The organism is Clostridium bornimense (assembly GCF_018917145.1).
Taxonomy (GTDB): Bacteria; Bacillota; Clostridia; order Clostridiales; family Clostridiaceae; genus Clostridium_AN; species Clostridium_AN bornimense_A.
Genome location: NZ_JAHLOD010000048.1, coordinates 1 through 25764, shown reverse-complemented (window position 1 = coordinate 25764; position 25764 = coordinate 1). Strand labels below are relative to the sequence as shown.

The window sequence follows — 25764 nt, the reverse complement described above, 5'->3', positions numbered from 1 at the left end:
ATTTTCTTCACAATAATCTTTTACAGTTAAATTTTCATCACTAGCATAATAACGATTTATATATTCTCTCCATTCATCATTACTTAATTTTTTATACATACCTAACCTCCTGATAAAATGTTATTTCCTTAATTTTATCAATTGGAGATTTTAGTATCTAGGTACTTAATTTTTGACGCTTACTCTTATATTAAACCTAATATCATAATAATCTTCATTAGAAGAATATGTTTCTCTAAGCTCTTTTTCAAGTTTATAAATTTGCTCACAATAATTAAACCCTATTACACCACGAGATTTTTTTAGGGCTTCTTTATCAAGATTTTCTACTATTTCATAGAATTTTCTTCTTATGTGAGCTAAGCAATATAGCCGAGTAGCTTCGCTAATGGAGTTGTATCCGGAATATCCATCAGTTTGTAGATATCCTCTATATTCTCCAAGAAAATCTTTAGGACACGAGCTAGATCTAGTATTTTGATAATCATAAAGGATTATCGGTTTAGCATCAGTTTCACTCATATATAGCCACATATATTTCTTAAACTTAGAACTCTTGCCAATATTATTACTTTTCTTAGCTCTTTTATATGTAATTTCTTCTACCGTAGGTTCTTCCACTTTTGAATCACTATGTTTTTCTGCTTCATTAAAAAAGCATAATTGATCAGCATCTACTTTCTCACTAGATGCTCCAAATATTTTCTTATTTTTATTTGAAATAATTCATTTTAAAAACTCTAATTCATTTTTAAGATTTTCTATTTCTTTATTCTTAGAATCTATCTCCTTATTTTTAGAGTCTATTTCTTTTTCCATTTCTTCAACTTTTTCAATTAATACTTGGCTTTTTTCATCAAGTTCATTGCTAATAATTTCGTGATTCATAAGTACCTCTTTTTACATTTATATATATATAACGCCGAAAATAAAGGATTCTCAAAGGTTTTTGTATATCTATTTTTAATAATAATTAAGATGCCTGAATAGCTACGCTAATATTACCAATTGAAATCTTCACCTCAGATGAAACTCCAATATCTTCTCTAACGGCAGCTACTTCCGCATTAATTTTTATAGTATAAAATACTGGCGTAGCCTTTTCTTTAATTCTTCTATTATAGTAAAGTCGACTTTTATTAACATTATTTTCTTAATTTTATCAATTGGAGATTTTATTATCTAGGTATTTAATTTTTGACGCTTACCTTACTTTTATACAATCACTTTCTATAACTTCATACATCGTATAATTTTTCATAATATAGTCATACATCCAACATTCACTAACATGATCATTAATGATTCCACAAGCTTGAAGATGTGAATATATCGTTATAGATCCTAAATATTTAAATCCTTTTTTCTTCATATCCTTACATACTTTATCTGACAATTCATTTTTACTAGGAATGTTTCCACATGAGTGACTTCTATATACATAAGTCTTATAATTTGAAAAACTCCAAATATATGAATCAAAAGATTTATATTCATTAATAATTTTAATAAATAACTTTGCATTATTTATTATTGCATTTATCTTTCTAATAGATTTTATCATCCCTGGAACATTCATAATCTTATTAATTTTTGCTTCATCATATAAGGCTATTTTATTATAATCAAAATCATCAAAACACATTCTAAAAATTTCTCTCTTTTTCAACATCATTGTCCAATTCAATCCACATTGCATTACTTCAAGTAAAAGAAACTCAAAATGCTTTTTATCGTCATGAACAGGAATCCCCCATTCTTCATCATGATATTTTTGAACAATATCATTATCTACACACCAGTTACAACGTCTTTTTTCTATGCTATCCATTTTCTACTCCTCACATATAATTTAATATCTTATATCATACTTTCTAGTACATTTACCACCATTTTAGTCATTTCTACAGTTTCATCAATCAACTGAAATATCCCTAGTTTATTAGCAATATTTATCTCCGGACTTTTATAGCAACATTTTATATATTTAAGTTGTTGCATATCCCATTTCTTTTGTAACTCATCAACTAAACTCACATACTGCTCTAACCTTTTTAATTTTAAATAATCACTTATATTAATAAAATAAGCCTTCATTATTATCCATTTAAATGAAGCTACACTATTTATACGTTCTTCTACATCACTTGTTTCAAGCATTTCAAATAATTTATTAATTTTACATAATAGGCTTTCTTCACATTTTTCACTTGCTTTTTTTAAATTCGAAATAACTACATTTTCATTTATAAAATTAATTTCTTTTTCTTTATCATACTTAAATATTTCATACTCCACCGTATATTTCATTATTATATCAAAATCAATATCTAACATTTGAATATTCACACCATAATCATCTTTAACATATAAATCCACAATATGTATTAAGTTTTTATTTAAATCAAATCCATCAGCTATTACCATATGATATGGATATCTTGACTCTCTATAATTATGATAAAATAACATTGCTTCTGTAACATAGAGTACAATAATATTATTATTACTTATCTGTTCAATTATATTATCCTTTTCTCTCTTCTTATCTTTAATTATAACTCTAACAATATCTACTGTTATATTGTTATTTATATTTGAAATAACTTTCTCTAAATTGTTATAACCTAGAATTACCTTGTCATGAATCATTTCGGAACAATTAGGATCGGAAGAAAAATATAGTTCTGGTATTGATATATTCATCTTATTCATATTCATCAATGCACAGTATATAGTTTCATGTCCACAATTAAATTTATTTTTTATATATTTAAGATTCTTTATCCTATAATACATATATCTCTCTATCACCTCAATTTCAGAATAATTCATCATCCTCCAAATGATGAATATTTTGATATACCTTTACTCCATATCATTTTACATAATATAGCTAATAATAAACACCATATTACTCCAATAAATAGTTTTATTAATGTTTCTTCAAATGTAAATTGATGCAACAAAATTACTGTTGGAAAATATCCTATATAACTAAAAGGTAAATACATAAGAATATTTTGAATTCCTAAAGGTAATAATGCTAATGGAAATATTGCTCCTGAGACTATATTCTTCATTACATCTGTAGTTGAGAAAAATACATTTACGTTTGTAAAATAAAAGCTTAATTCACTTAATAAAAATGATAATAAGAAATTTATAATATATCCTATAATTAAGGATACTATATATAATACAAGGAATATAAAATTAAAATGAAATACTATCATATTCCGAAGTGCTATAAGAACTAGTATTACAGGTATAATTCCTAAAAAAATAAATATAATTCTAGAAGAAAAGTCTTTCATAAACTGGAATCCAAAATAACTAATCGGTTTAATTAAATATTTATTAATTGTACCATTACGTATATCATCTGAAACTTCATATTGAATAGAACATATTATAAGATTCGACGTAATCAGACTTATAGCATAATATGTTATAATTTCACTCTGAGTCATAGAAAAGCTTCCAGCAGATGTAACTGCTAACCATACTAAGATATTTATAACAAAAGGTATTAATTTAAATGCGAATGATAAAAGGAAATTCATTTTATATTCCATCTGATTTTGGAAACTTAAATTAGCAACTTTAAAATAAGCACTTACTTTCTTCATTGTATCTCTCCTAGTTTATAAATTATTTTTCATATATATTTCGTACAATTTCATCCATGCTAATATTCTCTATTTGTATATCTTCTACATTGTTAATATTATTTTCATTTAAAAACAATAATAAACTTGAGATTTCTGAATCATTAATATGAAATTGTATTGTACTTTCATCTACTAGTTTCGCTCTATCTTTGTATTTATCTTTTAATACTGCTAATAACTTAGAATTATGCTTAACTTTTATTGTTACAATTTTTTCATTTGAAAAGCGTTTTGAAAAATTAGCAAATGTATCATCAAAAATAATTTCTCCACTATTTAATATCAAAAGATTATCACATAATGAAATAATATCATCAAAATTATGACTAGTTATAATCATAGTAGAATTATGTCTTACATTATATTCTTTAAGAAATTCTCTTATTTTATATTGAGAAATAACGTCTAATCCAATAGTAGGTTCATCTAGAAATACAATTCTAGGTTCATGTAAAAGAGCTGCAATGATCTCCATTTTCATACGTTCACCTAATGAAAGTCTTCTGACTTGTGTATGTAATAACTCGGTAACATTTAATAATTTTGACATTTCCTCTAAATTTTTTTGAAATTTTTCATAAGGAATATTATAAATTTTACAATTAAGATTAAAAGATTCGATCGCCGGTAGATCCCACCATAATTGACTTTTATTACCCATCACCATACTAATCTGACTTAAAAATTCTTTTTTTTTACTAAAAGGATCAAAGCATAAAACTTCTACATTCCCACTTGTAGGTTTTACTAATCCTGAAAGCATTTTCAATGTTGTACTTTTCCCTGCACCATTTAAACCGATAAGTCCTACTATTTCTCCTTGCTTTATATCAATATTTAATTTTTTAACTGCTTCTTTATATAAATATTTACGAAAAAATAAATTCTTAATACTACCTCTTACACCTTCCTCCTTTTCATAATATCTATATGATTTACATAAATCAGTTGCTTTTATAACGTACTGTTCCTTAACATCCTGTACTAACATATTTTCTTAATCCCCTCTTTAATATAATATTCGCCAATATAAACCAAATTATAGAAATGATTGCAGATACTATTATCAAATTTCTGAATTTATTTCCACATAGGAAAAGTATTGGATAATTAAATGCAACTAATATTGGCAAGCCATATGTTATAATTTTCTGAAATATTTTAGGATATATTGTGTATGGCTTATTACCAACAGTTATTAGTTCTGCACAAACTCCCATTACTATATCCATCTTAATAATCCAAAAAGAAAATGTCATAAGTACAAACATGATACTATAAATAATAACAATTCCTGAAATCGTCAAAATGATATATCCTATAACAAGTTTGGGTGTTACCGGTAATTTTAACTTTATAATACAATATATAATTCCAAAAATATTAATAATTATGTTTTTTATTTGACTTAATGAAAAATTTCTTAAAGATAAATGAAATCTAGTATTAAGTGGTTTCAACAATACAAAATCCAATTTTCCTGTATTAACAAATTCAGGTATCTGAGATAATCCAGGAACAACAGAGAATGTAACAAGTGCATCGGTTAACCCTCCTTGAAAAGTAAGGAGTAATACTTGATATTTACTCCATCCTCCTATATTACTGGATCCTAAAAAAATAACATCGATAAAAATAATGTACATGACCAACCATACCAATTCAAATATTCCACCAAAAAAGAAATTAAACTTATATTCCATCTCCATCATTAAAGAATACTTAAAATATGATTTTATTATTTCAAAATATCTCTTCATACATGTCAATCTAAATAATTTTATTTAAATCTATCCTCCTTTTTTAAATTTTATTTTATGCACCTCTTATAAACTATCTCCAAAATCTTCTCTAAATTTGCTTACTAATCGATTTTGCCAATTAGAAACTGGTTCGAGACGTCCAAAATAAAATCTTAATGCTTCTGGTTGTTCTGTAAATCGAAGACCTTCTATTAATTCTCTATTATCATACAACCACTTTAATCTATCTATTGTATATTTGATATGTGATAATGAGTATACTCTTCTAGGTAACGCAATTCTAACAAGTTCTAGTTGAGGAAAATTTTCACTCCCATCTTCATTGGGTTGTTCAGATATAGTTCCTCTTTCCATACATCTTACACCGCTACATATGTATAGTGCCACTGCAAGTGCTCCGGCCGGATATTCTTCCATCTTAACATGTGGTAAAAATGCTTTTGCATCAATATGTACACCTAATCCTCCTGCTGGTTTAATTATAGGTATCTTATATTTTTCTAATTCTTTTGCCATAAATTCAATAAAAATTGGTCCTTGTGAAATTACATTTTCATCCATTGTTTCTTCTAACCCAACTGTAAGAGCTTCCATTTCTTTTACTGACATTCCTCCGTACGTAACAAATCCTTCAAACATTGGAATATATCTTTGCATTAATAAAAATATTTTCCTATCACGTATACATATGCCACCTCCACGTGCAAAACCTAATTTTCTTCCTGAAAAATATATAATATCAACTGTATCTGCAATCTCCTTTGTAATTTCTCTAATGCTCATATTTTTACATTGCTCTTCACGTTGTTTTATAAAATAAAGATTATCTTGTAATAAACTTGCATCTAATACAACTAAAATATCATTATCCTTACAAATTTTAGATACTTCTCTAATATTTTCTAAAGAAATAGGTTGTCCTCCTATTAAATTTGACCCTGCTTCAATTCTTACAAATGGAATATTTTCGTTTGTTTCTTTTTCAATAACACTTCTTAACTTCTCTAAATCAAAATTGCCTTTAAAAAGATTATCACTATTAACAACCACTGCTTCATCGGACATTACTTCAACAAATGTAGCTCCAGCTCTTGCAATAAAATCTTTTATAGAATCAAAACGAATATTCATTGGAACAACATTACCTGGTTTTACAAAACATGTTATTAATATATTTTCACAAGCTCTTCCTTGATGTGCAGGAAGAAAATATTCCATTTTAAATAACTCTTTTAATTTATCAGCCATTTTTAAATATGTTTTTGAACCAGCATAACTATCATCTGCAACTAGCATTGCTGCTTGCATTTCATCACTCATAGCATTAACTCCGCTATCTGTAAGTAAATCAAGATATATATCTTGATTATATAGTAAAAATGTGTTATTCCCTGCTTCTGTAATTCTTTTTAACCTTTCTTCAATTGGAATTAAATTTATTTTTTGTACTATTCTTGCCCTATGCATCTCCAAAGGAATATTTTCTTGTGTATAAAATTTTATATTCTCCATATAATTACCTTCTTTACTAAAAATGTGTATCATTGATATTTTTACATATATCTGATACTATGTTTTTACATCCATTTTTTATATTTAGTTTCTGTATATTTTCTACATACTGTGTATATCTTTTTTCTTCAAACATATCAGTGATTGTCTGAATTATATGCTGTGTATTTTCTAATATTTCCCCTATCTTATATTTATCAATAAATTTTTTTACTCCTTTTTCTTGAAATAAAAATCCATTTACTGCATCTATGATAATTGGCTTATACATATTTAATACTTCATAAAAAGAATTCGCACCTGCTTTTGTAATTACTATATCACTAGCAAAAATATACTCTTGCAAATTTTCTACGAAATCAAATATTTTAACTCTATTCTTTAAATTAAATTTATTCACAAATCTACTACACTGTTGATATAAAATTGAATTCTTTCCACTAATGAAAATTACCTGCAGATCTGGTAATTCTTTTGTTATCAATTTCAAAAAATCATAATAATAAAAAATTCCCTGAGATCCACTATTTATTAATACAATTTTTTTATCATAATTAAAATTTAACTCTTTAATAATTTCCATTTTAGATTTTCTAATATTATTAAATTTATTATTAATTGGATATCCACATACTCTTATTTTATCCTCTTCAATATTAGATTTTAATAAAACACCTTTTACCACTTCATTGGCACAATAATATTTTGTTGCGCCTTCAACTGCAAATCCTTCGGTAATCGGTTCATATGGATCAGTAATTACAATGTAAAATTTTATCTTATTCTCTAATTTTAACTCTTTAAGAATTCTAACAATACAATGATTTATAGTATGTGAAACAGAAATAATCGTATCAAAATTGTGTATTTTTATAAATTTAATAATATTATCTCTTACACCTTCATAAAAGTCAGGAGATAAATCTGGTCTTGTAAGATATGTAAATTCACAATATTTTTCACATAATGGTATTGAGTTGACCATTAAAAAATTATAAAAATTACTTAATATTTTATTACTTACCATAAGATCTTCATAAAATGTAGGAAAACATTCTATTTCATTATATCCTTGTTTCTCAAACTCACATTTTAATGAATTCATAACACTTATATGTCCATTTCCTGTTTGAGTCGCCAAAATTCCTATTGACATATTTACACCTTCAATCATTGTATATATCTTAATTTTTCTACATCTATCTTTCCACTGGCAAGATATGGAAACTCTCGAACTTTTACAATTTTAGTTGGCACCATATAATATGGGACATATTTCATTAAATATTCCTTAATACATGTACAATCTATATCACCTGTTGTAAGAATATAGGAGATTAAAATATTATTTCCATTAACATTCTTACTTACCGTTTTAGCATCTATTATGTCCTTATTTCTAGTTAGAATGCTATCTATTTCTGATAACTCAATGCGAAATCCATTAATCTTTACTTGATTATCAATTCTTCCTATAAATTCAATATCACCAGAAGGTAGCCATCTTACTAGATCTCCTGTCCTGTACATACGCTTATTTTGTTTCTTCGGAACATTAATAAACTTTCCTTCATTTCTTTTTTCATCTATATACCCCAATCCCAAACTCTCGCCAGATATAAACAATTCACCTAATGCATTAATTGGAACATCCATTAAGTTATCATCCATAACATAAATTAGACTATTATCAGTTGGAGATCCTATAGGTACACTTATCAAATCATTATCACTACTATACTTTTCACTCTCTGGTATATTATAAATATTACTTCCAACTGTACATTCACATGGACCGTATCCATTATAAATATTACATGATTTATCGACTATTTTTACATAATTATGAACCATTTGATACGTAACTTTTTCTCCTCCTAAATGTACATGTTTTAATGAAGGTAACTTAATTTTAAAACTTGATAAAATATTAAAGAATGATGGTGTAGTATTAATAAAATTGATATTATTGTCATTAATAAATATGATGTAATCTTTAAAACTTTTCATCTTCTTATTGTCAATAGAGTATAAACATCCACCATACAATATACTTGATAATATATCGTATAATCCAAAATCAAAACTATAATTTAAAATATGTAATGCTCTTAAAGATGTATCTATATTAAAATAGTCTCGAAAAAAATTTAATTCAATCATGATATTTTCATGCATGATTTTTACCCCTTTAGGTTCTCCGGTTGTTCCAGATGTAAAAATTATATAACACAAATCTTTTACATCAACTACATTGTGAATATTTTCATAACTTTGGTTTAATCTTGAATCTAGATTAATTAGAATTACTTCTTCCACTATATTATTATCTTTTATTACATTAAAAGTCTCATCGCATGTTAATATGGTACTAATTTTGAGAGATTTTACTATATAACTTACACGTTTCGGAGGATATGTTGGATTAATTGCTACAATTATTTTTCCTGCTTTTAAAATTGAAAGTATACCAATTGCTGTTGCTATATCAGATTTGAAATAAATCCCTATATAGTCAGACTTTGTTTCAAAAATACTTTTTGCATAATAATTACTTATATTATTTAATTGCTTATAGTTAAGCTTAGTATTACCTTCTACTAAAGCATCTTTATCACCATATTCATCTACATGATTGTAAAAGTAATCCATATATGTTTCATGTGTATTCCAATTCTTATCCTTATAGTTAAATTGATTCAACGCTTGTTTTTCTGAAATTGATACCACATCATACATGTTTATATTGGTTAACTTATCTTTATTTGTCTGTTCGATCAAATAATAAAGATTTTCCTTCATTCGTTCTATCGTTGACTTTTTAAATAACGACTTTCTATATAAAATCTCACTATTTACAACTTCTTCATTACTATATTTAATATTTAATATAATAACTGCATTTAAAAACTCATTTTCATATTCTTCTAAATCTTTATTTACTACAACTAAAACCTTAACACCTTTATCACAAACATTATTTTCACTGTTATTTATATTATTATTAATTTCAGATTCAATAATTTCATATGTAGCGTTCTCATTATTTATATAAAATTGAGCATTAGTTTGTTCATTAATAATAGTCATTGAAAATGCAGTTTTATAGCAATATCGATATAATAAAATATAAAAATTTGATATTAATTTTAACTTACTTTTTGTACTTTTTTTTAGATCTAATAATTCAGTTTCATATTCTCCACTTCTATCATTTAGACTATCATATGGTAATGGAAATGACATGAATTCATTCTCAAAATTAATTATCTTAACATTGTTGCACAATCTTTCTCATCCTTTCTTCCCACATAAATGCATTAGGTTCAAAATAAATTGATGGAAGAATTCCTTCTGTCTCATGAGTACATTTTTCACAACAAATGTGTCTATTAATCCTACTCCGTACCATCCTCGCTCTTTCACTATTCCAAAGCTTTAGAAAATCTAAATTATAATCTCTCAAATTTCCCATACTCAATGGTTCATTAGAACACATAGAATCTCCTATTATCTCACATGGATTTACATATCCGTTATAATCAATATAAGCACCATGTGTACCCGCATAACAATAAAATTCTCGTTTGTCAGTAACTAATGATTTCTCTACAATATCATAAAAAGTTAATGGATAGTATGCTACAGTGCTATTGACGTTACCATTTTTACCTTTAATAAATAATTTATTTAACTTTTCTTTTGCTTTTATATAATTGTTAATATTAATATTTTTTAATTGTTCTCCTGCTCTAGGTGATTGGCGAACTTTTAATAATGATATTACATTAGGTTCTAATTCCTCACTTATATAATCAAAAAAATCACTAACAATATTTTCATTAATTGTAGTCATTGTAGTTACAATACCAATTTGTAAATTGGAATATTTCTTTTTTAATTTATTTGCTTCCTTAATAGATGCAATACATTTTTTATAAACACCATCTCCTCTTGTTATATCATGCTCACTTTCAAATCCCTCGAGCGAAAAATTTAACACAAAACGTTTTCTTTTATCATTTGATACTATTCTTTCTGTTTGATCAATTATACTATCTGTAAGAATTCCATTTGTCGTTGTACTTGTAAATTGCATATTACATTTATCTCTAAAAATATTTACAATCTCAGCTACATCATTACGAATAAATGGTTCTCCTCCACAGAATAATCCTGAAGCAACAAATCCCATACTTTCTGCTATGATCTTATATTCATCTAGAGTTAGTTCCTTTTCTGATTTATCCATTGTTTTAACGGTTTTATTGTTAAAACAATGCTTACATCTTAAATTACATCTATTAGTTATTAAGAAAGATATGCTCATTGGTGTATCATTTTTAAAATAATGCCTTTTTTGATAACTATGAATATACTTTTTTATGATTTTATTATTCAATGATAGTTCTTCATTATTTAACATATTAATCACCTCTTCATTCTTTATAAATAACTTTTTTTAGAATATCTACAAGATCTTTAACTGTAACAACTGAAAAAAATATATAATTTTCATTACTACTGATAATCGGTATATTAAATTCTTCTTCCAAACTATAGAATAATCCCATAAATTTTATTGAATCGAATCCCAAATCTCCTACAAATTCATCTTCCAAATTTATTTTTGTCTTTGAATCATAAATTGTATTCTCTCTTATTACATCCTCAATCCTTTTTATTAGTTCATTCATTTTATCACCCTCAAAACTCTTTTAATTTTTCTAATAATTCTATCAGATAATTGTCTGGAGTTATCATGTATATATATCTCATATATTGATTTTCATTAAATTTTCGTTGATATCTAACAAAACCTTTTTCTTCAAATTCTCTTATTGCCATTTTCAAATTTTCAACTTCATAACATTGATGATATACACCACCTCCCAATATTCGTACTACTTTATCAATTATAGATTTCTTTGACTTATCAATACTTTCGACAAGTTCGAGATAATGATTGTCTTTCCACAAAAAACAAGCTTTCAAATTAATTTCATTTTCCTCAATAGTGCCACATAAATTATATCCTAAAAAATCAATATAATATTTTTTCGCTTTCTCAATATCCCTGACTGCACATCCAATGTGGTGCAGATTATATGATTGTTCCATAATATACCTTCTCTTTAACAAATATTGTTATAAAAATAACTTTCCTCATTATATATTTGTTGTAAAATACATAAGCCATTTTCCATATGTTTTGCATTGTATTCATTACTAAACATATATTTTGATAAAATTGTTCTTATCTCACTCCATCTACTTATTACATTTTTTGATATCTTGTCCATTTCATCTTCTATCGGTTCAACTAACTTTAACAAATATATTTCTAAAATTTTATTATTAATAGTACCATTTAAATTTTTAATAATGTCTAAACTATAACGACTTTCATTTTTGCATTCTTCATATATTCTTTCAAAATTGTCTCTAAACTTTTGTATCATACATAAAGAATCTATTATCTCCTGTTGTTTAGATGCTAATTCTTCTTTATAATGCTTTCTAATTACTTCATTAAGAGCTTGTCTTTTCAAAGCTTTTACATCGATAGTGCAAATAGATGGTATTGCCCCATTGATTCTAGTTGTATCAGTCAATTTATTATAAAAAAAATAGTTATCATCTTTATTTTTAAGAAACGATTTATATGATTTCTCTAGATACTCAAATTCAATTTCATAATATTGATAATTAATACTATAAAAAAAAGGCTGTTCAATAATTTTATATCGCTTATTTAAATAATCAACTCCTATGATTAATATAGAGTGACCACTATGCTTTTTTTTATAGAAATCTCTTCTTATATTTTCATAATAATTATCAATTCCTATTATAATAACATTACCACTTTGTAATTTTTCACTTATAAATCTATGTATATTTTTTACTTTTTCTATAGGTAATACCTTTACGTTATTTGATTTTAAAATTTCATAAACATTTTTATAATCATAATTTTGAAATACAATTGAATCTTCATATAGAGCATATTTGAAATATTGATTAAACAAAACGCAGTCAGCATTTCCAATAGTATATATTATACCTGGTAGCATAGACATATGATAGCAATCTTTAACCCATACATCTGTAAACGGTTTTATATCATAACATATTTTATTCACTTATTTCTAACCCCTCAATTATATTTTTAATTTAAACTATCTTGAATATATTTACATATAGATGATACATAGTCAAACTTTTCATAATTCAAATCTTCATCTTTGAATTCAAAATGAAAAAATTTTTCTAACATTACTACAATTTTTACAAAGTTAATCGAATTAATTCCAAGTTCAGATAATTTTGTATTCTCAATATTACCTTCTAAAAATGGACACACTTCATTAAAAATCTTTATAACATTAATTTTAATATCTTCCATAACAATCCCCTTTCTTTTCATTTATAGATAGTATTATACTAAAATAAATTTACATTTCAGTACTTAAAAGCAAATAAGCATATAATATAGTAATTTTTATCTGTTTTGTGCTAATCCATTTCTTCTTTTGTATTTTACCGCCTTTTTTCTTATTTGTCAAAATATATAATTTTTGTATTAGATTATATTTTTGTGAGGTTATCCAAAAACATTAGAGATAGAATTAAGGGCCTGTTGTAAAACTAACTAAAAAGTTAGTTTTGATATGCTCCCCTTATGGTAGACACATAAAATAATAAAAACGTCTACCATAAGAGGGAGTATTTTTTATGTATAAAAAACGTAATTTTAGTGCAGAAGAAAAAGTTAAATATGTTGAGGAATATCTAAAAAGTAAAAATAGTATGAGTCATTTTTCATCTATGCTGGGGATTGCATTAGAATCTTTTCGTCAATGGATTCGTAACTACAATAGTATAGGCGCGGAAGCCTTTACGATGGAAGGATATAAGGGCTATTCTAAAGAATTGAAATTACAATCAGTAGAAGCTTATTTGTCAAATTTATATTCTCAAGATGAAATTTGTGCAAAATATAAAATACTTTCAAAAACGCAACTACAAAGATGGATTTCAATGTATAATAGTCATAATAGCCTAAAATCTTCTGGAGCTGGGGGGACAGCAATTATGACTAAAGATAGAACTACAACTTATAATGAACGTATTGAGATTGTAAAGTATTGTATAGAAAATGATAAAAATTACACTAAAACAGCAGAAAAATTTCAAATATCATATCAACAAATATATAGTTGGATTAAGAAATATGAAGCCAATGGCATTGAAGCATTATTAGATAAACGTGGAAAGCGAAAGCTTGCCGATGAAATGTCTGAAATAGAAAAAGTAAAAGCGAAAAACTTATAAAAAATCTACACCTGAAACTGTAGCTGATAATATTCTAAATAGAGATTTCTATGCAGATAAATTCGGTGAAAAGTGGCTCACAGATGTAACGGAAATGAAGTATGGTATTGGGAAAAAAGCATATTTAAGTGCAGTTCTAGATCTTTCTGATAGAGTATATAGATTATTACAATAATTGTAGATATCAAAAACGTCTCAAATCTATGACTTCATTAGAATATAGAAAATATTTATTAGAGTCTGTAGCATAAAATATAGCTAACCACAAAAGTGATTAGCTATATACAATGTTTTTATTTTTTCAACTGTCTACTTGACAGGGAGCAGTTCATCTCATTTTATACTTTTGACATTATATTTCTATCACTTCATATATAAAATATAGTAATTTATCATATCTTTAAACCCCTTCTAAATTCAAAAGATATTTTTTAACTTCAACTCCTGCCCCGAAACCTACTAAGCTTCCATCTGCTCCAATTACTCTGTGACACGGAACAATTATCATAATGGGATTTTTGTTATTTGCACCGCCAACTGCCCTGACGGCTTTGGTATTTCCGATCTTAGTTGCTATATCTTTATATGTACATGTCTCACCATACGGAATAGTACATAAAGCATTCCATACTTTATTTTGAAACTCTGTACCATGTAACTTTATAGGAATATCAAATTTTCTCCTCTTTTTCTCAAAATATTCATTTAGCTGATTATATGTTTCTTTTATTAATTCAGTCTCTTTTTCACAATCATCTATTGACATATCATCTAAATACAAACCTATAATCGCTTCTCCATCATCTTCTATACAAATTCTACCTATTGGTACTTCATAATGATATCTATTTTTCAACTTTATCACCCTAACATATTCTTTATAATAAGTTCATAAAGCACAATTCTAAATTGATATTAATCTTTCTCAGTCCATAAAATATGGTAACTAACAATCCGCCAATATAACTGACGATAATAAAAGTTATAGATTTCTATACCACGACTTAACTAGAACAGAGGCTAATATAAACTTTAACTATATCTTATCATCCTACACGAATATATATCAAGCTACATTGAAGTGCAACTTTTAATTTAGATGTTATACATGACATCACCTTTTAAAGTAACAGTAAATAGCAACCATTTAGTCTTATCTATAAAATACCACACTACCAATAATTAACTTTTATTTGTTCTTTCTATTTATCAACAATAGTATTAATAGTACTTGTAGTATACCAAGTATAAAAAATGTAATATGTAAATTAAACATATCCCCTAATAGCCCACACACTGGAAACAAACAAACCATTGTAAATGAAAATATCATACTATCTATTGAAATAATAGTAGCCCTTTGTTCTGATGGTATTAACTTGTTTAATGATGCAGACTGTATAGGATATAATACAGAATTAGCGTAATTCATTATTGCAAAAAATATTATCGATATTACTATATTTTTGCTACTTATCATTACTATACTTACGCCCATTAAGATCGATATTATATATTTTGTATTTTCCTTAAATACTGTAATCACTTTCTCACAAGTAATCGAACCAACACAAGAAAATAGACCGCTAAACAACATAACAAGACTTATTTCAATCTTATTTAGACCTAATTCTGAAAAATATTGTTGTCCATAAAAAAACACTATAGTATCAAAAGTAAATACAACTGGAAAATATATTAAAATTTTTAATATTTCTTTATTATCTTTTATAATGTCATAACAAACCTTAAAATGTTTCTTTATTGATACTTTATCCCTACTACCTTCCTTATCCATTGGAACTTCCTTAAATAATACTGCTGGAATCATTGATAATAACGATATGATAATAACAGTAATGTAACAATATACATAAGAATATTCTGCTAGTATCCCACCTATAAAAGTAGCTAATCCTTGAGAAATCTCTATGATCAAATTCAATCTACTATTAACTTTAAGATAGCTTTTTTCATCCCCAATCTTTTTAAGACTATCGTAAACTAACGCTTCTTCAGAACCTGAATTCAAATTATAACTTAGCGCAGATATAGTAAATCCTATTGCAAACCCCAAAAGATTATTAGCAAATAAGTTTATTACTGCCGATATCGCACTACATAAACGACCTACAATTATAACATTCTTTCTACCAAATAAATCTGCTAAAGCTCCAGATGGTACCTCAAATAAGAAACTTGCTATATGAAATATTCCTTCTACAATACCTATTTGCCATAATGGTAATCCTTTATAAACCATATATAATACCCATATAGCGCTAGATATATCAAAATTTTTCATAAAACAATATATATAATCAATTTTTACATTTCTTTTAAATTTATTATTCATTTTTTTACTCCTGTCTTTTTTTATTTTTTACACGCAAAAAGAACATATCTTTATTTAGATATGTTCTTTACAGGAGCTACTGCATATATAAAAGGACCTTTTTATGATGACTTCCTTAAAAAAGGGCGCAGTAGTCCCGTAGATATGATGAAGTTCCATTTTTTGTAACCGAACTACAACTGCAAACAGGTATATAACCTAAGCCATTCATAAAATTGTCCTCCTCTCTTTTAAAATATACACTGATAATATCATGATTTTACACTTTTATCAATATTTACACGGTTAATTTATACAAAACAAAAGAGAATGACATATGTGGCCATTCTCTTTCTAAAAAGGAAAATGATTTGAAAAAAATTAACTTTTATTAACTACTACATAATCATTATATCAATTAATTATGTCATATTTATGTCACAACAAAAAATTTTCTATGAATTATATAGATAATAATTAGAAAATTCAAAAATTTATAGTATAATATTGGTAAGGTGGTGAACGATATGGATGTTGATTTAGATTTTCAAAAAACCTCAAAAGAATTTAATACACTTATGACAATTCTTAGGGGATATATACAGGGTTTTATCTATGAGGTTAAGGAAAGTGATAATATATACTACTGCGACTATATAGATGAACTAAAAGCACTATTAACTAACGAGAATGTTACAGCTAAGATGGGCTTTAAAGTTGCAAATGAAGATATCGGCATTTTATCTGCTCTTACTTTAGATATTTTAAAGTACCAACTAGAAGATCAATATGATATATATGCAAATGAAAAACCTCAAAGATTTTTACACAATGGTAAGATAAGAGAAATAAACAACGAAATAGTGTTAATTAAGCATAATTCTTAGGGTTAGAAATAATTTTATAAACTTCTAACCCTATACTTTGTAATAAGCAAAATTAATTAGTACAACTTTTTACAAGCAAAGAAAAGAGTTTTTCTTGAAACTTATCTTCATAAAACATAAATTCAGGATGCCACTGTACTGCCATTGCAAATTTTACTCTAGGTATTTCTATTCCTTCAATAAGGCCATCAGCTGCTACTGCATTAACAATAACATCCCTACCAACAGTTTTTATCCCTTGATGATGAAGACTATTTACCATTATCTTTTCTTTTCCTAATACATCATATAGCATAGTCTCTTTTTTTATATTTACTTCATGAGTACCTCTATTGTATGGATATTGTTGTTTATGTACTAACTTTATTTCTCTATTAAACTCAGATTCTATATCTTGATATAACGTTCCACCTGTAACCACATTCAATAGTTGAACTCCCCTGCAGATTCCTAATAAAGGTTTATCTAACTGTAAAGCCTTTTTCATAAGATAAACCTCTTGATTATCTCTTATATTGCATTGATAACCACATTTTTCACTTTTCTCTTCATGATATAAATGTGGATTTATGTCTTGTCCCCCCGTAAATAGTAAGCCATCTACATCATTAAAAACTTCATCTAAAACAATTTTATCATCAGTAAGTGGAATCATAACAGGAATTCCTCCTACTTTTAAAATAGCTTCCATATATCCTGGAACCATCCACCATATTTTTTTATCCGCCTTAAATAATGGTGTTACCCCTATCTTAACTTTCAAAATAATTCCCCCTTTGCACATATCAATTTTTATAACTATTATATATTAACTTCCTCCTATATATTTAAAATCTCCTAATTTCTTAACTTTTTTAACTTTTTAAAGAAAAAATGGTCCTATATAATGACCATTTTCGTTTTTTATATTCATTTTGCCTTTTTTATTGAATCAACAAATTCCTTTTCTCTAATTAATGCTTCTTCTTTTTCTTCTCTTACACTTTGATATATCTTAATTATAGATATAATAATTAAAAAAATAGTTAAAGCAAAGAATAGTATAAATACTAATAATAGCTTCGATAACATCAAATCACCTCTATACTTGATTATTGACAAATCTCAATACTATTAATCAGCTATAAACTTATTTTTCTATTTATACACAATATTTGACACTAACATGATTTCGTGCAATAATTTTTTTATAGATAAACGTAAGTTACAACGTAGGATGTTATTAGAATATCCAATAAAATAAGAAAGGAGATAGTTACTGCAAAACAAGTAACATTATAAAAAGGCTTTTATAAGTTTTCAGTAACGACTTCACGTGTCAAAAGAAAAAAATATATCAGAAAATATGCCTGTAGATGAGGCTATAGAAATTGGTATTCTACTGGCCTTAGTTGGTGGATTCTTAGATGCATATACATACCTCCTTCACGGTGGAGTATTTGCCAATGCTCAAACAGGAAATTTAGTTCTTGTTGCTATGAATCTTGCAAAAAAGAATTTTTCAAAATCTTTTTATTGTTTAATTCCAATTATAGCATTCTTTTTAGGAATTTTAATAACAGAATTTATAAAATATCATTTAACTGATTACGAAACAATTGAATGTACACATATTGTAATAGTTGTTGAAATAATAACTCTATTAATTGTTGGATTTTTACCATTATCTTTGCCAAACGGTTTTGTAAATATAATAATATCTTTTGTTTGCTCTCTTCAAGTAAATAGTTTTAGGAGAACTGTAGGTATGCCTTATGCCACTACTATGTGTACAGGTAATTTACGTTCTGCCGGTGAACATTTCCATAAATATATGCGTACAAAAGACAAAGAGTTTATAGAGAACTGTATTGTGTACTTTATAATAATTTTATCATTTTGTTTAGGTGCCTTTATTAGCACTATATTAATACCAATATTTAAAGAAAAATCTATTATTAGTTGTTGCATAACACTATCAATAGTTTTAATAATAATGATAACTAGACAACCATCATCCAAATAACACTTTGATTTTTCTAATAATATATAAATATTATTTATCTACCATTGTTATACACAAAAGAAGTGTCGCATTGACAAATTAAATTGCCAAAGTGACACTTCCTTTTGTTATAAATCAAAGTAATTCATCTATTGACTAATATAAGCGACTAAAAAGAATTAATTTAGAAACCAGTGCATTTTCCCTTTAATGTTGCTCCTGTTATATTATTGCTTCCATTTTTTGAAGTACAATCTTCTATAATAGCCTTTTCAAAAGTAACTTCATATCCTAATGCTGATGGTTTACCTTTTAGTGGCCAATTATAATTTTTACCCTCATTACTATCAGCAACACAATTTTTCATTGTTACAACACCACTTTGATTATTTCTATCAAATCCATTCTTTTTATTGCCTTTTGCAGAACAATTTATTAATATATGATTTAATGGATCAAGATGAGCTGATTTACCTGATTCCTTATTATCTACACCGCCAAGTTTAAAGCCATTACCATCACCTTTTATTCCATTTACTTCACCATTGTAGTTTGATTCACAATCTATTAATGTTACCGCACCATGTGCAGCATAAAAATCCCACCCATCATCTACATTGTATTCTGCTTTACATTTTTCAAAAACATTTCCTTCACCAGAATGAAGTTTAACTGCAAATCCATCTGGATTTTCTCCATTTGAATCATAATTATGATGAGAATAACAATTATACATATAATTATTTGAACCACCATTTGATATTTGTAATCCTGTATCTTCATTATTATGAATATTTAAATTTTCAAACCTATTATAGTTTCCACCATCTACATATATACCTTTATCTTTAGCTTTATATATTTCTAGATCCTTTATAGTATTATTTTTACCTGTTATTGTAATACCTCTACCACCAGATGCTGTATTGGAAAAATCTATTTTTGCACCATTGATATCCTCATGAGATTTTAAAATATGACAGTATGTAGTTTGCCATATAGAAAATTCTGATGATATTTCAGATAATAAATCCAATACTCGCTTTGTGTAAGATTATAAAAAATTCTATTACTACTAAACTCTGATCTCCATTTTTCACTACTTGAAACTTGATTAATTATTTTCTGAATCGGTTCCTTATAATTCATTGGTATTTGTACTGCAAGTATTCCCCCTGGTTTTATTAATTGCATCATATCCTTTAAAAGCTTATAGTGGTTTGATATCCATTGAATACAAGCATTAGAAAAAACAATATCAAAATCTTTATCAAAACCTGATAATTTTTTACTTGCATCACAAATATTAAAATCAATATTAGAATATTGATTTTTAACCGTTTCAATCATATTTGAAGAATTATCAATTCCTAAAATATATGAACCTTTAAACCTTTGCGCTAAAACATTAGTGCTATTCCCTGGACCACATCCAATATCAAGAACCTTTTTAGGATTATCAATAGTAATACGATTAACTAAATCAATTGCTAGCTGTGTCCGTTGACTTTTAAACATTAAGTACTGCTTTGAATTTCAATCTACCATAACATTATCTCCTAAATTTATATTATTTGTTAATTATAGTTATTTTATGATTTACAATTATATAGTTTTATGTAAAAAGAGTGATGTATATGATTGGTATAAACAATGTAACAAAAAAATATGGTAATTTAATGGTAATAGATAGATTAAATCTTACTTTTGCGGACGGTAGCATAGTGGCTTTTGTAGGTCCTAATGGGGCAGGTAAATCTACTACAATTAATATGATTCTAGGGATAATTTAACAACTTCTGCTATAAGTTATAAAAAAGCGTTAATAAAATATTAGTTCCAACTAATATTTTATTAAGTAATATATTGTTAATGTATTCATAGTTCGAAAATTATACTTTCCATTTGCTCAAGATTTTCAAGATAAAATCGAATATAAAACTATTATACAATTTTAATGGAGGCTATACGTGTCAAATAAATTTGAAGATACATTACTTACAATTATTAATAATTATAATAAAAAAATTAGAAATTCTGTTGATGATGAAACAAAAGCTATAATTGCTAACGATGCTATGGAAACTTTTTTATATGAATATAATAATCCATTAGCTTCTCTTATTTATGGTGAAATCGCTTTAAAATCAATATTAAATACTACAAATACACTTAAGGAGATACAGATTAGAATTAATATTTCAGGTTGCTACAATAGAATTGGTGATGATGCAAAAGCAATAAGCTACCTCGAACCTTTAATAACATCAAAATTTACTAAATTGGATAAAAACACAAAATATAAAGTACTATTCAATTTGACAAGTAGTTATATTCGTTTTAACAATATTAAAAAAGCATCTATTTATATGGAATATTTTGAATCTCTATATAACAAAAACAAAGATTCTGAAGAAGAAATTATTCACTTTCTCTTTCATATAATTAAAGCAGATTTTATTTCATTTTCAGGAAAAGGTTCATTTGATGAAGCACTAACACATATAAAATACTGCAGAGATTATTGCGAAAACTATACTCCATACATTGAAAAAAATATTCTTATAGTTGAATTAAATAGAATTGAAACTACCATATATAGCAAACAAAAAAAATATGAAAAGGCTCACAAATTACATTTAGATACTTTAAAGTATATATCAAAAGTGAATACTGAAGCTTCTTCTTTAGATTTATATATGCTATTATCTAATGATTATAAACGTCAAGGTGATTTAAAAACTTCAGTAAAATTTATTAAAGAATATATACTAAAAAGTGAAAAGAGATATACTGATCAAATTAATCAATATTCAGATATATTAATACGTCAATACGGTATTTATAACAAAGAAAATCACTTGTATAAACTAAATCTTATGCGAGATAAAATTTCTAATAAATATAATAAAGATTCCTTAACGGGATTATACAACAGAAGATTTTTAGATACTATAATTAATACTTCTAATGTAAATGATTCGGAAAAATCTATAGCCATGATTGATGTGGACTTTTTCAAAAAATATAATGATAATTATGGTCATCTTAAAGGTGATGAAATCCTACAAAGGGTTGGAGAAATAATCTCCAGTTTATTTAATACAAGTAATTATATCCCTATACGTTATGGTGGGGAAGAATTTCTTATTATTATGAATAACACCTCATATGAAGAATCTACCACTTTAATAAATAATCTTATCAAAAAAATAAGGGCTGAAAATATCCCCCATGAATATTCAGAAGCAAGTGATAGAGTAACAATAAGTGTGGGAATAAAAACTACTACCATTGTTTCTAGCTCTGAATTTTGGGCAGCAATTAAAGCTGCTGATACGGCATTGTATACAGCTAAAAGGCAAGGACGTAATAGATATATTCATAGTAATGATATTAAATAGTAGTATTAATATCATTACTTACCTTCATTATTCTATCTATAATATTTGTCGAATTTAAATAATTATATCTACAACTTTCTCAAGATTTCTAAAATAATTTCGAATATAAAACTGTTATACAAAAATCTTTAATGGAGGTCATAAGTGTCAAATAAATTTGAAGATACCTTACTTACAATAATTAATAACTACAACAAAAAAATTAGAAATTCAGTTGATGATGAAACAAGAGCTATCATTGCAAGTGATGCTATGTCAACTTTCTTGTATGAATACAACAATCCATTAGCTGCTCTAATTTATGGCGAAATAGCTTTAAAATCAATATTGAATACAACAAACTTGACAGAAGAAATTAAAATTAGAATTACTATAGGCGGATGTTACAATAAAATCGGTGATGATGAAAAAACAATAAGTTACCTTGAGCCATTAATAACATCTAAGTTCAGCAAGCTAGATAAAATGATAAAATATAAATTACTTTTTAATCTAATAAGTTGTTATATTCGTCTCAATGATATTGATAAAGCATCTATTTATATGGAATACTTTGAATCATTATACCAAAAAAATAAAGATTCTGAAGAAGAATTTACTCATTTTATCTATAACATAATTAAAGCTGATTTCATTTCATTTTCAAGGAAGGATTCTTTTGATGATGCATTCATCCATATAGAAAATTGTAAAACCTACTGCGAGTCCTTTATTCCAGATAGTGAAAAACCTATCCTCATGGTAGAGCTAAACAGAATGGCATCCACCATGTATAGTAAACTTAAACAATATGATAAGGCTCATGAATTAAATTTAAATTCCTTAAAATATATTTCAAAAATAGATGTTGAATCTTCTTCTCTTGATTTATATATGCTATTATCAAATGACTATAAACGTCAAGGTGATTTAAAAAACTCAGTGAAATTTATTAAGGAATATATACAAAAAAGTGAAAAAAGATATACTGCTCAAATTAATCAGTATTCAGATATATTAATACGCCAATACGGCATTTATAACAAGGAAAATCATTTATATAAACTAAATCTTATGCGAGATAAAATCTCTAATAAATATAATAGAGATTCTTTAACGGGATTATACAACAGAAGATTTTTAGATACTTTAATTAATACTTCTAACGTTAATGATTCTGAAAAATCTATAGCTATGATAGATGTGGACTTTTTCAAAAAATATAATGATAACTATGGTCATCTTAAAGGTGATAAAATATTAAAAAAAGTTGGAAAAACAATTTTTGACTTATTTAATACAAATAATTATATACCTATACGTTATGGTGGCGAAGAATTTATCATTATTATGAATAATACTTCATATGAGGAATCTATTACCTTAATAGATAACCTTATCAAAAAAATAAGAAATGAAAATATCCCACATGAATATTCAGAAGCAAGTGATAGAATAACAATAAGTGTCGGAATAGAAACTGCTCCAATTGTTTCTAATTCTGAATTTTGGGCTGCGATTAAATCCGCTGATGAAGCATTATATACAGCTAAGAAACAAGGACGTAATAGATATATACATAGTAATGATATTAAAAAATAGTAACAGGAGATATTTTTATGGAAAAATTCCTAAATGATATAGATAACATTATAGATGACTTAGAATTTCATAATATACGTTTTATTAGTAATCAACTTCTAAACACGATAGACCATGAAACAACTTCTTTATTAAAAGAAAATAAACTAGACAATATCCAAGTAAATATAAAGATTAACTATTTGCTTGGATTAATAAATAAATTAAAACTTCAAATAGACTGTAGTATTAGTTTCTTTACTAAAGCATTAGAATTGGCAAAAGAAATAGATGATGAGGTCTGGTTAGCTAGGATTTATTCTAAATTATCTTTATTATCATGCTATAATAATTCTTCTTTAGTCGAACACTTCTCTTCTACTGCTATAAAATATTCTAAAAATATTGATTCATGTAAAATTAAATCATTTGTATATCTTGAAAAGATAGAAACGGCATACCTTTTAAAACACCCACTTTTATCTGTTCAATCTTACATGAATGAAATTAATGATATGCTGATAGATTCACAAGAGAAATATGTAGTCCGTATATTTATGGCTCTAAGCTTTCTTAAAATATATGTTCTTAAAGATATATCTAAAGGGCTTACTTACTGCGAAAAAGCTCTTAATCTTGCATTAAAATATAATATGCTAAATGAAGAAACTATAATAAATTTATATATTTCAAAGTTCTATATGACTTACATAATAAAAGCTAAAGATGTAATTAGAATTTTAGAGCCAATAATATTAGAAGATAAATATGATTCCATAAACATGGAAATAAAGGTTTTAATTTTTCTTGAACTTACTAGAGCTTATTTAGAAGAAAAAAGAATTTCCAAAGCTGAAGATGGCATAACTTTCATTGTAAATAACTTGAGTTCAATTTCGCCTATATTAGCTAAGAATGTCAACATTGTTTTACTATACTTTAAATCTAGAATAGAGCTTTACAATAATAACTTTAAAATTGCTTTGGAATATGCTTTAGAATGTGAGGATTTATATAATGACCTTGAAATCAATCATAGATTGTTTGGTCATGAATTTGATCTTAAAACTACGCTATGTGAAATCTACAGCAATCTAGATGATTACAAAAAAGCAATAACTTATTGTACTAGTCTTTTAAAAAAAGAGGATACTTTCACCGTTATAATGAAAAAGAAACTTTATTTTTGATAGTGTAAAGTTTGCTATGAAAAAATAATATAACAAAAAACACTACCATTTTGAAAATTTAAGGTAGTAAATTAAAGAAATAATTTAAATTTAAGCATGACAAAAAGACCTTTAATG

The 25764-nt window shown here is 26.1% G+C and carries 29 protein-coding genes; 8 read left to right on the top strand and 21 right to left on the bottom strand.

Annotated elements, in window-relative coordinates; translation table 11 throughout:
* Window positions 1-165 precede the first annotated feature (165 nt).
* From KQI30_RS13840 to KQI30_RS13770, 15 genes are all read right to left on the bottom strand, one after another.
* Window positions 166-723 (bottom strand): IS66 family transposase, encoded by a 558-nt coding sequence (locus KQI30_RS13840; protein WP_367397862.1) that lies wholly within the window; start codon window positions 721-723, stop codon window positions 166-168.
* A gap of 3 nt (window positions 724-726) precedes the next feature.
* A complete protein-coding gene (locus KQI30_RS13835; protein WP_216463932.1) occupies window positions 727-888 on the bottom strand; it encodes a hypothetical protein in 162 nt (53 codons plus the stop codon).
* A gap of 316 nt (window positions 889-1204) precedes the next feature.
* A complete protein-coding gene (locus tag KQI30_RS13830) occupies window positions 1205-1831 on the bottom strand; it encodes a DNA-3-methyladenine glycosylase I (RefSeq protein ID WP_216463931.1) in 627 nt (208 codons plus the stop codon).
* A 29-nt stretch (window positions 1832-1860) separates the two neighbouring features.
* On the bottom strand, window positions 1861-2838 hold the full coding sequence (locus KQI30_RS13825) for a hypothetical protein (RefSeq protein WP_216463930.1): 978 nt from the start codon (window positions 2836-2838) through the stop codon (window positions 1861-1863).
* Window positions 2835-3632, bottom strand: coding sequence for an ABC transporter permease (locus KQI30_RS13820; protein WP_216463929.1), 798 nt, complete (start codon window positions 3630-3632; stop codon window positions 2835-2837). Before KQI30_RS13820 ends, KQI30_RS13825 begins: the two co-directional genes overlap by 4 nt.
* A 22-nt stretch (window positions 3633-3654) precedes the next feature.
* Window positions 3655-4665: an ABC transporter ATP-binding protein gene (locus tag KQI30_RS13815; RefSeq protein WP_216463928.1), complete on the bottom strand. Its 1011-nt coding sequence runs from the start codon at window positions 4663-4665 to the stop codon at window positions 3655-3657.
* Complete coding sequence (locus KQI30_RS13810) at window positions 4646-5434, bottom strand: ABC transporter permease (RefSeq protein WP_216463927.1); 789 nt, start codon at window positions 5432-5434, stop codon at window positions 4646-4648. Before KQI30_RS13810 ends, KQI30_RS13815 begins: the two co-directional genes overlap by 20 nt.
* A gap of 66 nt (window positions 5435-5500) precedes the next feature.
* Entirely contained in the window at window positions 5501-6949 is a 1449-nt protein-coding gene (locus tag KQI30_RS13805; RefSeq protein ID WP_216463926.1) for a tryptophanase, read from the bottom strand.
* Window positions 6950-6965: 16 nt separating this feature from the next.
* Entirely contained in the window at window positions 6966-8105 is a 1140-nt protein-coding gene (locus tag KQI30_RS13800; protein ID WP_216463925.1) for a glycosyltransferase, read from the bottom strand.
* A 14-nt stretch (window positions 8106-8119) separates the two neighbouring features.
* A complete protein-coding gene (locus tag KQI30_RS13795) occupies window positions 8120-10237 on the bottom strand; it encodes an amino acid adenylation domain-containing protein (RefSeq protein WP_216463924.1) in 2118 nt (705 codons plus the stop codon).
* Window positions 10221-11375 (bottom strand): radical SAM protein, encoded by a 1155-nt coding sequence (locus tag KQI30_RS13790; protein WP_216463923.1) that lies wholly within the window; start codon window positions 11373-11375, stop codon window positions 10221-10223. Before KQI30_RS13790 ends, KQI30_RS13795 begins: the two co-directional genes overlap by 17 nt.
* A 13-nt stretch (window positions 11376-11388) precedes the next feature.
* Complete coding sequence (locus KQI30_RS13785) at window positions 11389-11646, bottom strand: acyl carrier protein (RefSeq protein WP_216463922.1); 258 nt, start codon at window positions 11644-11646, stop codon at window positions 11389-11391.
* 10 nt (window positions 11647-11656) lie between these two features.
* Complete coding sequence (locus KQI30_RS13780) at window positions 11657-12070, bottom strand: VOC family protein (protein ID WP_216463921.1); 414 nt, start codon at window positions 12068-12070, stop codon at window positions 11657-11659.
* 14 nt (window positions 12071-12084) lie between these two features.
* Window positions 12085-13095 carry a BtrH N-terminal domain-containing protein gene (locus KQI30_RS13775; protein WP_216463920.1) on the bottom strand — a complete coding sequence of 337 codons (1011 nt, stop codon included), beginning with the start codon at window positions 13093-13095 and terminating at the stop codon, window positions 12085-12087.
* Between the two features lie 26 nt (window positions 13096-13121).
* Window positions 13122-13358 carry an acyl carrier protein gene (locus KQI30_RS13770; protein WP_216463919.1) on the bottom strand — a complete coding sequence of 79 codons (237 nt, stop codon included), beginning with the start codon at window positions 13356-13358 and terminating at the stop codon, window positions 13122-13124.
* Between the two features lie 329 nt (window positions 13359-13687).
* Here KQI30_RS13770 and KQI30_RS13765 point away from each other — a divergent pair, with 329 nt between their 5' ends.
* Window positions 13688-14287 (top strand): helix-turn-helix domain-containing protein, encoded by a 600-nt coding sequence (locus KQI30_RS13765; protein ID WP_216463918.1) that lies wholly within the window; start codon window positions 13688-13690, stop codon window positions 14285-14287.
* Between the two features lie 140 nt (window positions 14288-14427).
* On the top strand, window positions 14428-14538 hold the full coding sequence (locus tag KQI30_RS17620; protein ID WP_216463936.1) for an IS3 family transposase: 111 nt from the start codon (window positions 14428-14430) through the stop codon (window positions 14536-14538).
* 149 nt (window positions 14539-14687) lie between these two features.
* Here the strand turns inward: KQI30_RS17620 and KQI30_RS13755 are convergent, their stop codons facing one another.
* Together KQI30_RS13755 and KQI30_RS13750 are read right to left on the bottom strand one after the other, a co-directional pair.
* A complete protein-coding gene (locus KQI30_RS13755; protein ID WP_216463917.1) occupies window positions 14688-15143 on the bottom strand; it encodes a methylated-DNA--[protein]-cysteine S-methyltransferase in 456 nt (151 codons plus the stop codon).
* A 333-nt stretch (window positions 15144-15476) separates the two neighbouring features.
* Entirely contained in the window at window positions 15477-16643 is a 1167-nt protein-coding gene (locus KQI30_RS13750) for an MFS transporter (RefSeq protein WP_253287512.1), read from the bottom strand.
* 506 nt (window positions 16644-17149) lie between these two features.
* Here KQI30_RS13750 and KQI30_RS13745 point away from each other — a divergent pair.
* Window positions 17150-17509: a hypothetical protein gene (locus KQI30_RS13745; RefSeq protein ID WP_216463916.1), complete on the top strand. Its 360-nt coding sequence runs from the start codon at window positions 17150-17152 to the stop codon at window positions 17507-17509.
* A 52-nt stretch (window positions 17510-17561) separates the two neighbouring features.
* Here KQI30_RS13745 and KQI30_RS13740 read toward each other — a convergent pair whose 3' ends face one another.
* Together KQI30_RS13740 and KQI30_RS13735 are read right to left on the bottom strand one after the other, a co-directional pair.
* The gene (locus KQI30_RS13740; protein ID WP_216463915.1) at window positions 17562-18272 is read right to left on the bottom strand and encodes a gamma-glutamyl-gamma-aminobutyrate hydrolase family protein; all 711 of its coding nucleotides are present in this window, start codon (window positions 18270-18272) and stop codon (window positions 17562-17564) included.
* A gap of 146 nt (window positions 18273-18418) precedes the next feature.
* Complete coding sequence (locus tag KQI30_RS13735; protein WP_216463914.1) at window positions 18419-18580, bottom strand: hypothetical protein; 162 nt, start codon at window positions 18578-18580, stop codon at window positions 18419-18421.
* 244 nt (window positions 18581-18824) lie between these two features.
* Here KQI30_RS13735 and KQI30_RS13730 point away from each other — a divergent pair, with 244 nt between their 5' ends.
* Window positions 18825-19514, top strand: coding sequence for a YoaK family protein (locus KQI30_RS13730; protein WP_367397861.1), 690 nt, complete (start codon window positions 18825-18827; stop codon window positions 19512-19514).
* A 163-nt stretch (window positions 19515-19677) separates the two neighbouring features.
* Here KQI30_RS13730 and KQI30_RS13725 read toward each other — a convergent pair whose 3' ends face one another.
* Both KQI30_RS13725 and KQI30_RS13720 read right to left on the bottom strand, forming a co-directional pair.
* Window positions 19678-20529 (bottom strand): right-handed parallel beta-helix repeat-containing protein, encoded by an 852-nt coding sequence (locus KQI30_RS13725; RefSeq protein WP_253287511.1) that lies wholly within the window; start codon window positions 20527-20529, stop codon window positions 19678-19680.
* On the bottom strand, window positions 20463-21011 hold the full coding sequence (locus KQI30_RS13720; protein WP_216463937.1) for a methyltransferase domain-containing protein: 549 nt from the start codon (window positions 21009-21011) through the stop codon (window positions 20463-20465). Before KQI30_RS13720 ends, KQI30_RS13725 begins: the two co-directional genes overlap by 67 nt.
* A 119-nt stretch (window positions 21012-21130) precedes the next feature.
* Here KQI30_RS13720 and KQI30_RS13715 point away from each other — a divergent pair, with 119 nt between their 5' ends.
* From KQI30_RS13715 to KQI30_RS13700, 4 genes are all read left to right on the top strand, one after another.
* A complete protein-coding gene (locus tag KQI30_RS13715; RefSeq protein ID WP_216463913.1) occupies window positions 21131-21286 on the top strand; it encodes an ATP-binding cassette domain-containing protein in 156 nt (51 codons plus the stop codon).
* Between the two features lie 177 nt (window positions 21287-21463).
* Window positions 21464-22897 carry a GGDEF domain-containing protein gene (locus KQI30_RS17615; RefSeq protein WP_216463912.1) on the top strand — a complete coding sequence of 478 codons (1434 nt, stop codon included), beginning with the start codon at window positions 21464-21466 and terminating at the stop codon, window positions 22895-22897.
* A 144-nt stretch (window positions 22898-23041) separates the two neighbouring features.
* Window positions 23042-24478 (top strand): tetratricopeptide repeat-containing diguanylate cyclase, encoded by a 1437-nt coding sequence (locus KQI30_RS17610; protein WP_216463911.1) that lies wholly within the window; start codon window positions 23042-23044, stop codon window positions 24476-24478.
* Window positions 24479-24495: 17 nt separating this feature from the next.
* Window positions 24496-25647: a hypothetical protein gene (locus KQI30_RS13700; protein ID WP_216463910.1), complete on the top strand. Its 1152-nt coding sequence runs from the start codon at window positions 24496-24498 to the stop codon at window positions 25645-25647.
* The last annotated feature ends 117 nt before the right edge of the window (window positions 25648-25764 follow it).

Excerpts from the sequence above, each read along its gene's own strand:
- KQI30_RS13770 (WP_216463919.1), bottom strand. The coding sequence starts at position 13,358 with ATGGAAGATATTAAAATTAATGTTATAAAGATTTTTAATGAAGTGTGT.
- KQI30_RS13700 (WP_216463910.1), top strand. The coding sequence starts at position 24,496 with ATGGAAAAATTCCTAAATGATATAGATAACATTATAGATGACTTAGAA.
- KQI30_RS13785 (WP_216463922.1), bottom strand. The coding sequence starts at position 11,646 with ATGAATGAACTAATAAAAAGGATTGAGGATGTAATAAGAGAGAATACA.
- KQI30_RS13810 (WP_216463927.1), bottom strand. The coding sequence starts at position 5,434 with ATGAAGAGATATTTTGAAATAATAAAATCATATTTTAAGTATTCTTTA.
- KQI30_RS13745 (WP_216463916.1), top strand. The coding sequence starts at position 17,150 with ATGGATGTTGATTTAGATTTTCAAAAAACCTCAAAAGAATTTAATACA.
- KQI30_RS13830 (WP_216463931.1), bottom strand. The coding sequence starts at position 1,831 with ATGGATAGCATAGAAAAAAGACGTTGTAACTGGTGTGTAGATAATGAT.
- KQI30_RS13815 (WP_216463928.1), bottom strand. The coding sequence starts at position 4,665 with ATGTTAGTACAGGATGTTAAGGAACAGTACGTTATAAAAGCAACTGAT.
- KQI30_RS13735 (WP_216463914.1), bottom strand. The coding sequence starts at position 18,580 with ATGTTATCGAAGCTATTATTAGTATTTATACTATTCTTTGCTTTAACT.
- KQI30_RS13805 (WP_216463926.1), bottom strand. The coding sequence starts at position 6,949 with ATGGAGAATATAAAATTTTATACACAAGAAAATATTCCTTTGGAGATG.
- KQI30_RS13825 (WP_216463930.1), bottom strand. The coding sequence starts at position 2,838 with ATGATGAATTATTCTGAAATTGAGGTGATAGAGAGATATATGTATTAT.
- KQI30_RS13715 (WP_216463913.1), top strand. The coding sequence starts at position 21,131 with ATGATTGGTATAAACAATGTAACAAAAAAATATGGTAATTTAATGGTA.
- KQI30_RS13720 (WP_216463937.1), bottom strand. The coding sequence starts at position 21,011 with ATGTTTAAAAGTCAACGGACACAGCTAGCAATTGATTTAGTTAATCGT.
- KQI30_RS13790 (WP_216463923.1), bottom strand. The coding sequence starts at position 11,375 with ATGTTAAATAATGAAGAACTATCATTGAATAATAAAATCATAAAAAAG.
- KQI30_RS13800 (WP_216463925.1), bottom strand. The coding sequence starts at position 8,105 with ATGTCAATAGGAATTTTGGCGACTCAAACAGGAAATGGACATATAAGT.
- KQI30_RS13765 (WP_216463918.1), top strand. The coding sequence starts at position 13,688 with ATGTATAAAAAACGTAATTTTAGTGCAGAAGAAAAAGTTAAATATGTT.
- KQI30_RS13835 (WP_216463932.1), bottom strand. The coding sequence starts at position 888 with ATGAATCACGAAATTATTAGCAATGAACTTGATGAAAAAAGCCAAGTA.
- KQI30_RS13780 (WP_216463921.1), bottom strand. The coding sequence starts at position 12,070 with ATGGAACAATCATATAATCTGCACCACATTGGATGTGCAGTCAGGGAT.
- KQI30_RS13750 (WP_253287512.1), bottom strand. The coding sequence starts at position 16,643 with ATGAATAATAAATTTAAAAGAAATGTAAAAATTGATTATATATATTGT.
- KQI30_RS13820 (WP_216463929.1), bottom strand. The coding sequence starts at position 3,632 with ATGAAGAAAGTAAGTGCTTATTTTAAAGTTGCTAATTTAAGTTTCCAA.